This is a genomic window from Promicromonospora sp. NPDC050262 (assembly GCF_040655935.1).
Classification (GTDB): Bacteria; Actinomycetota; Actinomycetes; order Actinomycetales; family Cellulomonadaceae; genus Promicromonospora.
Genome location: NZ_JBFAKX010000007.1, coordinates 165,510 through 179,592 on the forward strand (window position 1 = coordinate 165,510; position 14,083 = coordinate 179,592).

A 14,083-nucleotide genomic window follows, 5' to 3' on the forward strand; every position below is an offset into this window, starting at 1 on the left:
ACTATCTGCCTCAACCGCCGCACCCACAAGGAGTCTCCCTGATGGCCACCCCGCTTCCCGCAGGTCTCACCACCGGCGCCTACGACATCGACCCCTCCCACACCGCTGCCTCCTTCTCCGTCCGCCACGCCGGGATCGCGAAGGTGCGCGGCAGCATCACCGTCACCTCGGGCACCATCACGGTGGGCGAGGACCTGGAGTCGTCGAGCGTCACCGCCGAGCTGGACGCGGCCTCCGTGAGCACCGGCGACGCCGGTCGTGACGGCCACCTGAAGAGCGCCGACTTCTGGCACGCCGACGAGAAGCCGACCTGGACGTTCTCCTCGACCGACATCAAGGCCGACGGCGACGACTACATCATCTCGGGCGACCTCACCATCAACGGCATCACCAAGGGTGTCGAGCTGGAGACCGAGTTCACCGGCACCGCCAAGGACCCGTTCGGCAACAACCGCGCGGGCTTCGAGGCCAGCGTCGAGGTCAACCGGAAGGACTTCGGCCTCACGTGGAACGCCACGCTGGAGACCGGTGGCTTCCTGGTGGGCGACAAGGTCAAGATCACGCTGGACGTCAGCGCGATCGCCAAGGGCTGAGCCCCGCTCGTCCCTGATCCTGGTTCAGCAGGCTCCGGACGACCGCATCCGCACGGATTCCGGTCGTCTGGGGCCTGCTGAACTTTTCTCGGCAGCCGACGGGCTCCCGGGTCAGAGCGCGGCCGCTCGGGTCGCCGCGTGGAACGCCAGGATCTGCAGCTCGCCGCCGACGTCGACCGAGCGCACCACCACGTCGTCCGGTACCTGGAGCGCCACCGGCGCGAAGTTCAGGATCTCCCGGACGCCGGAACCCACCACGGCGTCGGCCACGTCCTGGGCGCCGTGGCCCGGCAGGGCCAGCACCACCATGGAGACCCGCTCGCGCTCGATGACCTCGGCCACCCCGCGCACGTGCTCCACGGTCACGCCGGCCACGTGCGTGCCCACGACGTCGGGCGACGCGTCGAGCAGCGCCACCACCTGGAAACCGCGCGTCGCGTACCCCGAGTAGTTGGCGAGCGCGTGCCCGAGGTTTCCGATGCCGACGATCGCCAGCCGGTGCTCCGTCTCGAGCCCGAGGGCGACCGTGATGTACGAGGCGAGCGACTCGACGTCGTACCCGACGCCGCGCGTGCCGAACGAACCCAGGTACGAGAGGTCCTTGCGCAGCTGCGCCGAGCTGACGCCCGACCGTTCGGCGAGCTCCGTCGAGGAGGTGAGGTCCACCCCCTCGGCCGCGAGGTCGCGCAGGGCGCGCAGGTAGTACGGCAGCCTCCCTACTGTTGCTGCCGGGACTGTCCCGTCACTGAGTTCGACCACGTGCTGCTCCCCTCCCCGCGACCACTGTGTCGCGGGCGTACGCACACACTGCCTGGACGATCATGCCAGGAGGCGTGCCAGGCGCGCACCGTCCACGCGCCAGAAACCTTGCTGGACCCCGTCCACCTCGAGCACGGGGACGTACTCCCCGTACTTCTCGCGCAGTGCGGGCGCGCTGTCGATGTCGACCTCGCGCCACGCGGTCCCCGAGCTCTCGCACACCTTCTCGACGACGGCACGTGCGTCCTCGCACAGATGGCACGCCTCGCGCGTGTAGAGAACGACCCGGGTCTCGGCGGCAGTGGTCACGCCCCGAGGTTACGTCACGTGCGGGCCACCGAACGGTCGGTGTCCGGCAGCCGCCCGTCCGCCCAGCGCACGCCCCAGGCCAGGACGAGGAAGACGACGGCGACGATCGCGGCGTTGGTCACCGCGCCGGCGTAGCCGAGCCCGTTCACGTCCAGGAACGGGTACGGGTACCAACCCGTGACGGCGCCGCGGGCGAACGTGTAGACCAACCACGCGATCGGGTAGACGACGGACCACCACACCGTCCGCCCCGCCACGCGCGGCCTCGGTCCCACCAGCAGCCAGGCGACGACGGCGAACACCGGCGCCAGGACGTGCAGCATCGCGTTCGACACCATCCCGGCGCCCGTCAGCTCCACCAGCCCGCGCAGCACCGTGTTGTACACGATGCCGGTCACCGCGATGCACAGCAGCGCGTCGAGGCGCAGCACCCGGAAGACCGGCCCGTCCCGGCGTGGGTCCAGCGCGAGCGCCACCGACACCCCGCCGATCAACAGGTTCGACTGGATGGTGAAGTAGCTGAAGAGCCGGACGATCCGCTCGGCGTGCGTGGGCGCGAGGCCGGGGCCCCCGGTGAGGGCGACGACGAGCTCGATCCCGAAGCCCCCGAGGGCCAGCACGGCGACCAGCAGATGGAGGAACCGCGCGAGCCCGGCGCCCTCGGAGGTCCTGATGTTCTGCGTCACTCCCCGGTTCTACCAGCGCTTCTGCCGGGGTGCCCGGCGAGGACTTGCGTCCTGTGGCACGCGGATAGAGTGACCTCCATGCCGTCGACGCTCCCTTCGTCCGCCACCGCGGCGTTCTTCGACGTCGACAACACGATCATCCGCGGTGCGAGCGCATTTCACCTGGCCAAGTCGGCGTACCAGCGCAAGTTCTTCGGTACGCGGGACATCCTCAGGTTCGCCCTGATCCAGGCGCGGTACCTGCTCTGGGGCGAGAACCGCGAGGAGATCGACCAGGTGCGCGACCGCGCCCTCTCGCTCATCGCGGGCCGCAGCGTCGCGGAGATCGCCACCCTCGGCGAGGAGGTGTGGGACGCCGTCCTGTCCCTGCGGATCTACCCCGGCACGCGCCGGCTGCTCGACGAGCACATCGCGGCCGGCCACCAGGTGTGGCTGGTGACGGCCACCCCCGTGGAGATCGCGCAGCTCATCGCCCGCCGCCTGGGCGCGACGGGCGGGCTCGGCACCGTGGCCGAGCACAAGGACGGGTTCTACACCGGCCGGCTCACCGGCGACCTGATGCACGGCCAGGCCAAGGCCGACGCCATCGTCACGCTCGCGGAGACCGAGGCCATCGATCTCGACGAGAGCTACGCCTACGGCGACTCGCTCAACGACCTGCCGATGATGCGGTCCGTGGGCCATCCCTGCCCCATCAATCCCGACCTGCGGCTGCGCCGGCACGCGCAGGAGGTCGGCTGGCCCATCCGCGAGTTCCGCGGGCGGTCGCAGCGCGCGGCCGGGCGCGGGGTCCGGACGGCGTCGTGGGCCGGGGCGGCCTGGGTGCTCGGCCTGGTGCTGCGGGCGGCCCGACGGCGGCTGCGCGGGCACTAGGCCCCGGAGACACGAAGAAGGCCCGGCCCACGAAGGGCCGGGCCTGCTCGTCACGCGCCCGACGGCGCGCGCGTCACTTCTTGTTGCGGCGCTGGTGGCGCGTCTTGCGAAGCAGCTTGCGGTGCTTCTTCTTGGCCATGCGCTTGCGGCGCTTCTTGATGACGGAGCCCATAGGTCCTCGCAATGTTCGGTCGGTCGGTCGGCGGCGGCCCGACGACGGGCCGCGCGGCGAAATGGTCCACGGTTGGTCCGGGACAGTGACGCCATAGTGACGATGGCCGACCAACACGAAAAGGAGTCCGCTACCTAGGCTACCTGCTCTGCCGCGCGCCCCGTAATCGACGGCGGTGTGAGGTGCGCCGGACCTGCGTCCGCGGTCGGCCACGAGGGCCGTCCGCGCACCGCTCAGGGCCGGGCCGCGAACCGTTCCAGCAGGTCGGCATGGCCCGAGCAGACGAGCAGGTCGTTGGCGGAGACCCGGGTCTCGGGCGTCGCGTAGACGAAGTCCACGCCGGGCGACTTCACCCCGATCACGGTGATCCCGTACCGCTTGCGGATGTTCGACTGCGCCAGCGTGAAGCCCTGCGCCTCGCGGGGCGGGCGCATCTTCACGATGGTGAAGCCGTCCTCGACCTCGATGTAGTCGAGCAGCTTGCCGCTGACGAGGTGGGCGACGCGCGAACCGGCGTCGGCCTCCGGGAAGACGACGTGGTGCGCGCCGATGCGGGTCAGGATCCGGCCGTGCTCGGCGGAGATCGCCTTGGCCCAGATCTGGGGCGTGCCGAGATCCACGAGGTTGCCCGTGATGAGCACCGACGCCTCGAGCGACGAGCCGACCCCGACCACGGCGACGCCGAAGTCCTTCGCGCCGAGCTGCTCCAGCGCGTCCGGGTTGGACGCGTCGGCCTCGACCAGCGGCAGCCGCCCCGACCACTGGGCCACCAGCGTGGGGTCCTGCTCCACGGCGAGCACGTCCTGGCCGAGCCGGTCCAGGGTGGCGCCGATCGCCGACCCGAACCTGCCCAGTCCGATCACGAGCACACCCGCGTCCCGCTCGGGTCTCTTCTCCGGCACGGTAGTCCTCTCTGCCAGCCTGTCAGAAGCACAGGTCACGATGGTGACGTGGGATTCTGACACGTCGGGCGGTCAGCCGATGATGGGTCGTTCCTCCGGGAAGCGTACGATGCGCCGCCGGTCGCGGAGCGCCAGCACCGCCACGACGGTCACGGCCCCGGTACGCCCCACGAACATCAGGGCGGCCAGCACGTACTTGCCGGCGTCGGGCAGGTCGTACGTGATGCCGGTGGTCAGTCCGACGGTCGCGAAGGCCGACAGCACCTCGAACAGCACCTTGGACAGGGGGATGTCGGTGACCTGCAGCAGTGCGACGCACGAGACCAGCACGATGCTCGCGCCCGTGAACACGACCGCGATCGAGAGCCGCAGCACGTCGCGCGGGATCCGGCGGCCGAACGCCTCGATGTCCCGGTCGCCCCGCGCCTCGGCGATGATCGCCAGCAGCATGACCGCGAGCGTGGTCACCTTGATACCGCCCGCGGTGGACGCCGAGCCACCGCCCACGAACATCAGCGCGTCCTGGATGAGCCAGCTCGACTCATGCATCGCGCCGATGTCCACGGTGCTGAACCCGCCCGATCGGGGCATGATCCCGGCGAAGACGGCCGCGAGCACCTTGTCCCCCACGCTCAGCGGGCCGAACGTGCGGGGGTTGGTCCACTCCAGGACCAGGAGCAGCAGGGCGCCGACCACGAACAGCACGCCGCTGGTCACCAACGTGAGCTTGCTGTGCAGCGAGAGCCGCTTGGTCCAGCCGTGCCAGCGGTGCCCCGGCCGGGGCAGGGCCCGCTGGATGTTGAGGATGACCGGGAACCCGAGCGCCCCGATGAACACGCCCAGCGCGATCGGCAGCAGGAGAGTCCAGTCGCCCACGTGCGGCATGAGGCCGTCGGGCGTGGGTACGAACCCCGCGTTGTTGAAGGCGGAGATCCCGTAGAACAGGGAGTGCCAGGCCGCCGTGCCCACGTTGTCCTCGAGGATCAGGAAACGCGGGAAGAGCAGCAGCGCGATCGACAGCTCGAGCGTGGTCGCGGTGACGATGATGACGCGTACCAGCGAGCCGACGTCACCCAGCCGGCTCGTCTTGGTCTCCGACGCCGTGAGCAGCTTCTGCGTCAGCCCGATCTTGCGGGAGACCATCATGCCGAGCAGCGAGGCGACGGTCATGATCCCGAAGCCGCCCACCTTGATGCCGGCGAGGATGACGATCTGCCCGTACAACGACCAGTAGGTCGCCGTGTCCTGCACCACGAGCCCCGTCACGCAGACGGCGGAGACCGCGGTGAACAGGGCGTCCACGAAGCTGGCGCCCGCGCCGTCCGCCGTCGCGAACGGCACGAGCAGCAGGATCGCGAACAGCCCGATCACGCCCGCGAACACGGTGACCGCCAGGCGCGCGGGTGCGCGGAAGGCCAGCTCGTCCACCAGCTCCCGGAGGCCGAACAGCCTGTGCCGGAAGATCGGCGCCATCCGACCCGCTCCCTCCCCTGCAGTCCCGACGATCGACGCCCTACTCTGCCACGCCGAAGGGCGCATGCCGGGCAGAAACCCATTCGCCGTACCCCGCTCCACCACTAGATGCCTGTTGCATATAAGCAACGCCACCTGAGCGCGCATCGCCATCTTTTCTACGGCATGATCCCCGAGTGAAAGAGGAGCATCCCACGACGGGCGAGTTCACCCTGCATGCGTGGGTGGACGAGTCGATGCAGATGCCGACCCAGGAAGCGCGGTCGGACAGGCACGTCGAGGGTTGGCCCTGGACATCCGCGAGACGCTCGGTCACGGGATCAACGAGATCGACATCCCGCTCTGAGCACGCGAAAGCCGGGATCCCGTCGTCCGGCGGGAGTTCCCGGCTTCACTTCCTCTCCCCCCGCAGGGGGTGGCAGCTACAAGAGTACCGCCCGTGCACATCCTGGGCCACGGCACCCGCCCCGGGCCGGGTCCGTTACCGTGGGCGGGTGCACCTCGCCCGGCTGGTCTGGAGTCCGCGACTCCTCGAGTACGACTTCGGCCCCGGGCACCCCATGTCGCCCGCCCGCCTCGACCTGACGATGCGGCTCATCAAGGCGCTCGGCCTGCTGGAGAGGCCCACGCTCGAGGTGGTGGACGCCGAGCCCGCGACCGACGCCGTGATCGAGTCGGTGCACGACGCCGAGTACGTCGCCGCCGTCCGGCACGCCGGGACCACGCTGGAACCCGACCTGATGCGGGGCCTGGGCACCGACGACGACCCGCTCTTCGCGGGGATGCACGAGGCCGCCGCCCGCCAGCTCGGCGGGTCCGTCGCGCTGGCCGACGCCCTGTGGCGCGGCGAGATCACGCACGGTGTGAACGTCGCGGGCGGCATGCACCACGCGATGCCGGGCGCGGCGTCAGGCTTCTGCGTCTACAACGACGCGGCGGCCGCGATCCGCCGGCTGCTGGACCTCGGCGCGGAACGCGTCGCCTACCTGGACTTCGACGCCCACCACGGCGACGGCGTCGAGGCGATCTTCTGGGACGACCCGCGGGTCCTGACCGTCTCGATCCACGAGGACGGCCGCACCCTGTTCCCCGGCACGGGCGCCTCGGCCGACGTCGGCATGCCGGGCCCCGCCGAGGGGACGGCCGTCAACATCCCCGTCCCGGCGCGCACCTCGGGACCGGCCTGGCTGCGGGCGATCGACGCCGTCGTGCCCGCGCTGGTCCGGGAGCACCGCCCGCAGGCGATCGTCTCCCAGCACGGCTGCGACGCCCACGGCCGCGACCCGCTCTCCAACCTCAACGTCTCCGTGGACGCGCAGTGCACCGCGCAGCAGTGGGTGCACGCCCTCGCGCACGAGCACGCCGACGGCCGCTGGCTCGCCCTGGGCGGCGGCGGGTACGCGGTGTCCGACGTCGTCCCGCTCGCCTGGGCGGCGCTCGTCGCCGAGGCCGCGCACGCGCCCCTGGCGCAGGGGACCGCGCTGCCTGCCTCGTGGCGCGACGCCGTCGAGGCCCTGGACCTCGAGGCCGCCCACACGCTGGGCGCGGCCGAGGTGCCGTTCCGGAGCTGGCGCGACGGCTACGACCCGGCCGACCCGGTGGACCGCGCGGTCCAGGCCACCCGCCGAGCGGTCTTCCCCTTCTGGGGCCTGGACCCCCTGCTGGACTGACACCCCGGGTCTTCGGGCCCAGCCGGATCGGCGGCCGAAGCGTTCGTGTGGAGTTCAGGTCGGCGACACCTGGGGGCGGGAGGCTCGGGGCCATGCGACGTCGCCTCGCCGCCCTGCCGGCCGCCCTGCTGCTCGTGTCCCTGCTCGCGCCCGTCGCGGCACCCGCGTCGGCCGTCGCGGACGGCCCGGACGGCGTCGGCGGGAAGCACCGGACCGCCACCGTGACCACCTCGGTGGAGACTCCCCCGCTGTACGACGACGAGGCCGGCGGCAACGCGTCCGGCGACGACCCGGCGATCTGGGTGCACCCGGACGACTCGGACCGCTCGATCGTGGTCGCGACGGCCAAGGAGGGCGGCCTGCGGGTCTACGACGTGGCCGCGACCGAGCTGCAGTCGGTCGCGGCCACGCCGGCCCCGCGCGCGGACGGTGTGCCCGGCCGGTTCAACAACGTGGACCTCGCCTACGGCCTGGACGTGGCAGGCGAGCCGACCGACGTCGCCGTCGTCTCGGACCGGTACAACGACCAGATCCGCTTCTTCGCGATCGACCCGGCGGGCGCCGACGCCGCGACGCCGCTCACCGAGATCACCGCGCCGGAGCTGGAGTTCCTGTTCAGCCCGGACCGCGAGACGGTCGCCGAGGACCAGACCGCCTACGGCCTGGCCGTCTACCAGCCGCGGCGCGGCGGGACGTACGCCGTGGTGACCCAGGAGGGCAGCACCACCATCGCGACGGCGCGCCTCACGACCGGCCCGGACGGCGTGGGCTACACCGACGTCGAGCACCTGGAGATCCCCGGCGAGTTCCGCCTGCCGGACGGGACCACCTGGGTTCCGTGCGAGGAGCCGGGCGTCGAGCCGCAGCTCGAGGGGGTCGCGGTCGACCGCCGCACCGGCACCCTGTACGCGACGCAGGAGGACGTCGGCCTGTGGCGTGTGCCGCTCCCGCTCGGCTCGGGCGAGCCGCGCCTCGTCGACAAGGTCCGGGACTTCGGCGTGCACGACGCCTACGACCCCGAGACCGAGGAGTGCGCCCCGGTGGACCCGGAGGCACCGTCGTACGGCGGGACGAACCTGACCGCCGACGCCGAGGGCGTCGACATCTGGTACGGGCCCGGCCGCACGGGCTACGTGATCGTCTCCAGCCAGGGTGACGACACCTACGGCGTCTACGCCCTGACCGGCCGCAACCGGTCGCTCGGCACCTTCCGCGTGGCGGGCGACGGCGTGGACGACGTCAACGGCTCCGACGGCCTGGCGGTGTCCAACGCGCCGGTCGGCGAGTACCGGTCCGGGCTGCTGGTCACGCACGACGAGCCCGAGACCGGCCCCGACGTCGACCCGGACCGGGACGCCACGGGCTTCTCGTACGTGCACTGGGGCGACGTCGCGAAGGTCCTCCGCCTGCGGTGACCACGTGTCAGACGTACAGATCACTCGAGTGATCTGTACGTCTGACACGTGGTGGGTCAGGCCGTGCGGCGGCGGAGCGTCAGGACGCCCAGCACCACCGCGCCCACGATGAACAGGACGATCACGCCGACCGCGCCACGGACGTCGGCCCACTCGTCCCCCGCGGCGAGCGACGTCATCGCCTCGATGGCGTAGGTGAGCGGGAACACCCGGGACAGCCACTCCAGGACCTCGGGCATCTGGTCGCGCGGCATGAGGAGGCCGCAGGTGATGAGCTGCGGAAAGATGATCGCGGGCATCATCTGAACCGCCTGGAACTCGCTGCGCGCGAGCGCCGACGCGGCCAGGCCGAGGGTGCAGCCGAGGATCGCGTCCAGCAGCGCCACCACGACGACGAGCCAGAGCGGGCCGGCCACGTCCATCCCCACGAGGACGGCGAACCCGACCACCACGAACGCCTGGACCAGCGCGAGCGTCGCGAACGCGAGGCCGTAGCCCGCCACGAAGTCGCCCTTGCGGATGGGCGTGGTCATGAGCCGCTCCAGCGTGCCGGACTGCCGCTCGCGCAGCGTCGCCACGCTCGTGACCAGGAACATCACGATGAGCGGGAACAGGCCCACGAGCATGGGGCCGAACTGGTCGAGCACCTGGGGCTGGTCGTCGAACATCCAGGCGATGAGCCCGATCAGCAGGCACGGCAGCAGCAGGATGAGGGCGACCGTGCGGTGGTCGCCGCGCAGCTGGGACAGCACGCGGCCGGCGGTGGCGAGGGTCAGGGTCATCGCGCGGTCTCCTCGTGCGTCGGGCTGGCGGCGGCGTCGGCCGCGTCGATCAGGGCGAGGAACGCGCGCTCGGCGTCCGGCGCCCCGGTGCTGGTGAGCAGCTCGTCGGGCGTGGTGTCGGCGACCAGCCCGCCGGCCCGCATCAGCAGCAGGCGGTCGCACTGCGTGGCCTCGTCCATCACGTGGCTGGAGACCAGGAGGGTGCGCCCCTCGGCCGCGAGCCGCCGGAACATCGTCCACAGGTCGCGGCGCAGCACGGGGTCGAGGCCGACGGTCGGCTCGTCCAGCACGAGCAGCTCGGGGTCGCCGACCAGCGCCGCGGCCAGCGAGACGCGGGACCGCTCACCGCCGGACAGCGTGCCGACCCGCTGCTTCTCGTGCCCGCCGAGGTCGACGGTCGCCACGGCGGCCGCCACCGCCCTGGCCGGGGCAGGGACACCGGCGAGGGCCGCGAAGTACCGCAGGTTCTGCGCCACGGTGAGGTCGGTGTAGACGCTGGCGTCCTGCGTCACGTAGCCGACCTTGCGGCGCAGGCCCGGGCTGCCCGCCGCGGCGTCGAGCACCTGGACCGTGCCGGTGACGTTGTCCTGCACGCCCACGACGGTGCGCATGAGCGTGGTCTTGCCGGAGCCGGACGGCCCCAGCAGCCCCACGACGGATCCCGCGGGCACGTCGAGCTCCAGCCCGTCGATGATCGGCCTCCCGCCCCGGACGACCCGTAGGTCCCGGATGACGACCGCGTTTTTCCTCATGTGAGGAATTGTGCTCCTGCGGCGGCTACCGCGCAAGGCCCTCCGCCGCGGAGAGGGCGCCGGTGAGATAGCGCTGCAGGGTGGGGCCCACGAGCCGCGCCACCTCGGCCGGGGCGAGCGAGGCCAGCGGCTCCACGGGGATCAGGTAGCGGGTGAGCAGCACCCCCGACATCTGCGAGGCGACGAGCGCGGTGCGCAGCGGGGCGTCGGGCACGGCGAGGGCGCGCATCACCGGTGCCAGGATGGCCGCGCCGATGAACTGCGGCAGCAGGCCGCGCAGCTCGGCATCGGACATGACTGCGGGGATGACCACGCGGACGGTGTCCCCGCCGTCGAAGTCCCAGATGCCGATCACCGCCTCCACGAGGCGCTCCCCGAGCGACTCGACCGGGCCGGCGGAAACCCGCTCCACCACCTTGTCCGGCTCGATCCCCGCCACGCCGAGCGTCGCCGTCAGCAGGCGCGCCTTGTCGGGGAACCAGTGCCGCACCGTGCCCGGGTCCACCCCGGCACGCCGGGCCACGGCCCGGAGGGAGGCCGCCTGGTAGCCGTTCTCGACGAACTCGTCGCGGGCGGCGGCCAGGATCTCGGCGCGGGCGTCCTGCCCGGCGGGACGGCGGCCTCGCCGGGGCGCGGGATCGGGTTGGGCCATCCCGCCATTCTCGCCCACCACCCACCGTCGGCCCGGCCCCCAAGGACGATGGAGCGTCGAGACCGCCGAACGACAACGACCTCAGGCACCGCCCCCGGAGGAGTCGGTGCTTGAGGTCGTTCCTCGGAGGCGGGCCCCGAAGAGGCCCGCCCCGCACGGGTCAGCGGGTGGCCGACGCCCGCTTCTTGTTCCAGACGTCGAACGCGACGGCCAGGAGGAGCACGATGCCCTTGACGATCTGCTGCGTCGACTGGTCGACGCCCATGAGCGACATGCCGTTCGACATGACGGCCATGATCAGTCCACCGACCATCGCGCCGGTCACGGTGCCGATGCCGCCGGTCACGGCGGCACCACCGATGAAGCACGCCGCGATCGCGTCGAGCTCGAACATGTTGCCCGCGGCCGGCTGGGCGGCGCTCGACCGGGCGGAGAACACGATGCCCGCGACGGAGGCGAGGAAGCCCATGTTCACGAACATCCAGAAGTTCACGCGCTTGACCCGGACGCCGGAGAGCTGCGCCGCGGCGAGGTTGCCACCGATGGCGTAGACGTGGCGGCCGAACACGCTGTGCTTGGTGATCAGCGTGTAGGCCAGGACCAGCACGGCCAGGATGATCAGCACGGCAGGCAGGCCGCGGTACGTGGCGAGGTTGTAGGCGAACCACATGACGACGGCGGCGACCACGACCAGCTTCAGCACGAACAGGACCGGAGCCTCGACCGTCTGGTTGTAGGCGATCCGCGCGCGGCGGTTGCGCCACGAGTTGTAGGCGAAGCCCAGCACGCCGATCGCGAAGATGACCAGCGTGAAGGTGTCGTACCCGTACCCGCCGAGCAGGCCGTTGAGGAAGCCCGTGGCGATGCTCGTGTACTCGGCCGGGAACGGCGAGAGCGAGACGTTGTTCAGCACCTCGAGCGTGAGGCCGCGGAACAGGAGCATGCCCGCCAGCGTCACGATGAACGCTGGAATTCCTACGTACGCGACCCAGAACCCTTGCCAGGCGCCGACCAGGAGTCCCGTGCCGAGTGCGGCGAGGACGCCGACCCACCAGGGCAGCCCGTTCCGGATCACGACGACGGCGGCGACCGCACCGGTCAGCGCGACCACCGACCCCACCGACAGGTCGATGTGCCCGCCGATGATGATGATCACCATGCCGATGGCGAGGATCAGGATGTACGAGAACTGCAGCACGAGGCTGGTGAGGTTGCGCGAGCTGAGCAGCAGTCCGTCGGTGAGCACCGAGAACAGCACGATGATCAGCACGAACGCGATGTAGATACCGCTGGTGCGGATGTTCCGGGTGAGCAGGTCCCGGATGTCGGCGATGCCGGTCATGCCGTCGCCTCCTGCGTCTCCTGCGTGGTCTCCTGCGTCATGAGAGCCATGAGTCCTTCCTGGGTGGCGGAGGGCACGTCGACCTCGCCAGTGATACGGCCGAAGGCCAGGGTGTAGATGCGGTCACAGATGCCGAGGAGCTCGGGGAGCTCCGAGGAGATGACCAGCACCGCCTTCCCTGCCGCGACCAGCTCGTTGATGATGGTGTAGATCTCGTACTTGGCGCCGACGTCGATGCCCCGGGTGGGCTCGTCGAGGATCAGCACCTCAGGGGCGGTGTACAGCCACTTGGACAGCACCACCTTCTGCTGGTTGCCGCCCGACAGCTTGCCCACCTCCACCAGCACGTTGGGGGTGCGGATGTTCATGGACGCGCGGTACTCCTCCGCGACCTTGAGCTCCTCGTTCTCGTCCACGAAGCCGTTCTTGGACAGCTTGCCGAGGCCCGCCGCCGAGATGTTCCGGCGGATGTCCTCGATGAGGTTGAGCCCGTACTGCTTGCGGTCCTCCGACACGTAGGCGATACCCGCCTTGATCGCGTCCGGCACGTTGTGCACGTCGACCGGCTGGCCGTGGATGTACGCCGTGCCGCTGATGTCCCGCCCGTAGGAGCGGCCGAACAGCGACATCGCGAGCTCCGTGCGCCCGGCGCCCATGAGGCCGGCGATGCCGACGACCTCGCCCGCGCGGACGTTCAGGTTCGCCTTCTCGACGACGACGCGCCCGGGCTGGGTCGGGTGGTAGACCGTCCAGTCCTCGACGCGCAGCACCTCGGCGCCGGGGTTGGACACGCGGTCGGGGTACCGGTTGTCGAGGTCACGCCCCACCATGCCGCGGATGATGCGGTCCTGGATCGCGTCGGACGAGGCACCCGCGGTGGCCATGTCGAAGGTCTCGATCGACTTGCCGTCGCGGATGATCGTGGTGGTGTCGGCGATCTCGGCGATCTCGGCCAGCTTGTGGGAGATCATGATCGAGGTGATGCCCTGCTCCTTGAACTGCCGGAGCAGGCCGAGCAGGTGCTCGGAGTCGTTGTCGTTCAGCGCCGCCGTCGGCTCGTCGAGGATGAGCAGGCGCACGTCCTTGGAGATCGCCTTGGCGATCTCGACGAGCTGCTGCTTGCCCACGCCGAGCGCGGAGATGGGCGTCGTGGGCGACTCGCTCAGACCCACCCGCGCGAGCAGCTCGGCCGCCTCGGCGTTGGTGCGGTTCCAGTCGATGGCGCCGCCGGCCCGGAGGCGCTCGTTCCCGAGAAAGATGTTCTCGGCGATCGACAGGTACGGGACGAGGGCGAGCTCCTGGTGGATGATCACCACGCCCAGCGCCTCGGAGTCGTTGATCGTGCCGAACTGGGCGGTCTCGCCGTCGAGCACGATGTCGCCCTCGTAGGTGCCGTACGGGTACACACCCGACAGCACCTTCATCAGGGTGGACTTGCCCGCCCCGTTCTCGCCGCAGATCGCGTGGATCTCGCCCCGACGGACGGTGAGGTTGACGTCCTGGAGTGCCTTGACCCCAGGAAATGTCTTGGTGATGCCGCGCATCTCGAGGATGTCGGTCGGCGCCGAATCGGCCATGCCAGTCCTTGTCGCGTACTTGTCGCCAATAGAGATGGTGCGAGGCCGTGCCCGCCCGACGACCCCGTGTCAGGCCGTCAGGACACCGAGGTGTCCTGACGGCCTGACACGGGTCAGCGGTGTCGA

Annotated in this window: 15 protein-coding genes; 4 read left to right on the top strand and 11 right to left on the bottom strand. The window is 70.8% G+C overall.

Features of this window, described 5'->3' with window-relative positions; genetic code table 11:
* Positions 1-41 precede the first annotated feature (41 nt).
* On the top strand, positions 42-593 hold the full coding sequence (locus AB0I29_RS13205) for a YceI family protein (RefSeq protein WP_285100836.1): 552 nt from the start codon (positions 42-44) through the stop codon (positions 591-593).
* 111 nt (positions 594-704) lie between these two features.
* Here the strand turns inward: AB0I29_RS13205 and AB0I29_RS13210 are convergent, their stop codons facing one another.
* Genes AB0I29_RS13210 through AB0I29_RS13220 form a run of 3 tightly spaced genes read right to left on the bottom strand, consistent with a single transcriptional unit; the run spans position 705 to position 2,347 of the window.
* Positions 705-1,352, bottom strand: a complete 648-nt coding sequence (locus AB0I29_RS13210) for a redox-sensing transcriptional repressor Rex (protein ID WP_285100835.1) — start codon at positions 1,350-1,352, stop codon at positions 705-707.
* 60 nt (positions 1,353-1,412) lie between these two features.
* Positions 1,413-1,661, bottom strand: coding sequence for a glutaredoxin family protein (locus tag AB0I29_RS13215; protein WP_285100834.1), 249 nt, complete (start codon positions 1,659-1,661; stop codon positions 1,413-1,415).
* 14 nt (positions 1,662-1,675) lie between these two features.
* A complete protein-coding gene (locus AB0I29_RS13220) occupies positions 1,676-2,347 on the bottom strand; it encodes a Pr6Pr family membrane protein (RefSeq protein WP_357482031.1) in 672 nt (223 codons plus the stop codon).
* Positions 2,348-2,425: 78 nt separating this feature from the next.
* Here AB0I29_RS13220 and AB0I29_RS13225 point away from each other — a divergent pair, with 78 nt between their 5' ends.
* On the top strand, positions 2,426-3,220 hold the full coding sequence (locus AB0I29_RS13225) for an HAD-IB family hydrolase (protein WP_285100832.1): 795 nt from the start codon (positions 2,426-2,428) through the stop codon (positions 3,218-3,220).
* A gap of 73 nt (positions 3,221-3,293) precedes the next feature.
* Here AB0I29_RS13225 and AB0I29_RS13230 read toward each other — a convergent pair whose 3' ends face one another.
* The 3 genes from AB0I29_RS13230 to AB0I29_RS13240 all read right to left on the bottom strand — a co-directional run bounded on the left by AB0I29_RS13230 (position 3,294) and on the right by AB0I29_RS13240 (position 5,767).
* On the bottom strand, positions 3,294-3,392 hold the full coding sequence (locus tag AB0I29_RS13230) for an AURKAIP1/COX24 domain-containing protein (RefSeq protein WP_003792170.1): 99 nt from the start codon (positions 3,390-3,392) through the stop codon (positions 3,294-3,296).
* Between the two features lie 233 nt (positions 3,393-3,625).
* A complete protein-coding gene (locus AB0I29_RS13235; RefSeq protein ID WP_285100831.1) occupies positions 3,626-4,294 on the bottom strand; it encodes a TrkA family potassium uptake protein in 669 nt (222 codons plus the stop codon).
* Positions 4,295-4,366: 72 nt separating this feature from the next.
* Complete coding sequence (locus tag AB0I29_RS13240; protein WP_357482034.1) at positions 4,367-5,767, bottom strand: potassium transporter TrkG; 1,401 nt, start codon at positions 5,765-5,767, stop codon at positions 4,367-4,369.
* A gap of 494 nt (positions 5,768-6,261) precedes the next feature.
* Between AB0I29_RS13240 and AB0I29_RS13245 the strand changes: the two genes are divergently transcribed.
* Positions 6,262-7,437, top strand: a complete 1,176-nt coding sequence (locus tag AB0I29_RS13245; protein WP_285100829.1) for an acetoin utilization protein AcuC — start codon at positions 6,262-6,264, stop codon at positions 7,435-7,437.
* A gap of 92 nt (positions 7,438-7,529) precedes the next feature.
* On the top strand, positions 7,530-8,852 hold the full coding sequence (locus AB0I29_RS13250; protein ID WP_357482037.1) for a phytase: 1,323 nt from the start codon (positions 7,530-7,532) through the stop codon (positions 8,850-8,852).
* A 56-nt stretch (positions 8,853-8,908) separates the two neighbouring features.
* On the opposite strand, the gene AB0I29_RS13255 is transcribed toward AB0I29_RS13250, so the two are convergent.
* The 5 genes from AB0I29_RS13255 to mmsA all read right to left on the bottom strand — a co-directional run bounded on the left by AB0I29_RS13255 (position 8,909) and on the right by mmsA (position 13,957).
* Positions 8,909-9,634, bottom strand: a complete 726-nt coding sequence (locus tag AB0I29_RS13255) for an ABC transporter permease (protein ID WP_285100827.1) — start codon at positions 9,632-9,634, stop codon at positions 8,909-8,911.
* Positions 9,631-10,386: an ABC transporter ATP-binding protein gene (locus AB0I29_RS13260; RefSeq protein WP_357482039.1), complete on the bottom strand. Its 756-nt coding sequence runs from the start codon at positions 10,384-10,386 to the stop codon at positions 9,631-9,633. Before AB0I29_RS13260 ends, AB0I29_RS13255 begins: the two co-directional genes overlap by 4 nt.
* Before the next feature lie 25 nt (positions 10,387-10,411).
* Complete coding sequence (locus AB0I29_RS13265) at positions 10,412-11,038, bottom strand: TetR family transcriptional regulator (protein WP_285100825.1); 627 nt, start codon at positions 11,036-11,038, stop codon at positions 10,412-10,414.
* Between the two features lie 160 nt (positions 11,039-11,198).
* Positions 11,199-12,380 (bottom strand): multiple monosaccharide ABC transporter permease, encoded by a 1,182-nt coding sequence (mmsB, locus tag AB0I29_RS13270; RefSeq protein ID WP_285100824.1) that lies wholly within the window; start codon positions 12,378-12,380, stop codon positions 11,199-11,201.
* A complete protein-coding gene (mmsA, locus tag AB0I29_RS13275) occupies positions 12,377-13,957 on the bottom strand; it encodes a multiple monosaccharide ABC transporter ATP-binding protein (RefSeq protein ID WP_285100823.1) in 1,581 nt (526 codons plus the stop codon). The genes mmsB and mmsA overlap by 4 nt, the downstream gene beginning before the upstream one ends.
* Positions 13,958-14,083: the final 126 nt, after the last annotated feature.

Bases quoted from the DNA above. Each gene is read 5' to 3' on its own strand.
- AB0I29_RS13240 (WP_357482034.1), bottom strand. From the start codon at position 5,767: ATGGCGCCGATCTTCCGGCACAGGCTGTTCGGCCTCCGGGAGCTGGTG.
- mmsA (WP_285100823.1), bottom strand. From the start codon at position 13,957: ATGGCCGATTCGGCGCCGACCGACATCCTCGAGATGCGCGGCATCACC.
- AB0I29_RS13205 (WP_285100836.1), top strand. From the start codon at position 42: ATGGCCACCCCGCTTCCCGCAGGTCTCACCACCGGCGCCTACGACATC.
- mmsB (WP_285100824.1), bottom strand. From the start codon at position 12,380: ATGACCGGCATCGCCGACATCCGGGACCTGCTCACCCGGAACATCCGC.
- AB0I29_RS13260 (WP_357482039.1), bottom strand. From the start codon at position 10,386: ATGAGGAAAAACGCGGTCGTCATCCGGGACCTACGGGTCGTCCGGGGC.
- AB0I29_RS13250 (WP_357482037.1), top strand. From the start codon at position 7,530: ATGCGACGTCGCCTCGCCGCCCTGCCGGCCGCCCTGCTGCTCGTGTCC.
- AB0I29_RS13265 (WP_285100825.1), bottom strand. From the start codon at position 11,038: ATGGCCCAACCCGATCCCGCGCCCCGGCGAGGCCGCCGTCCCGCCGGG.
- AB0I29_RS13255 (WP_285100827.1), bottom strand. From the start codon at position 9,634: ATGACCCTGACCCTCGCCACCGCCGGCCGCGTGCTGTCCCAGCTGCGC.
- AB0I29_RS13225 (WP_285100832.1), top strand. From the start codon at position 2,426: ATGCCGTCGACGCTCCCTTCGTCCGCCACCGCGGCGTTCTTCGACGTC.
- AB0I29_RS13230 (WP_003792170.1), bottom strand. From the start codon at position 3,392: ATGGGCTCCGTCATCAAGAAGCGCCGCAAGCGCATGGCCAAGAAGAAG.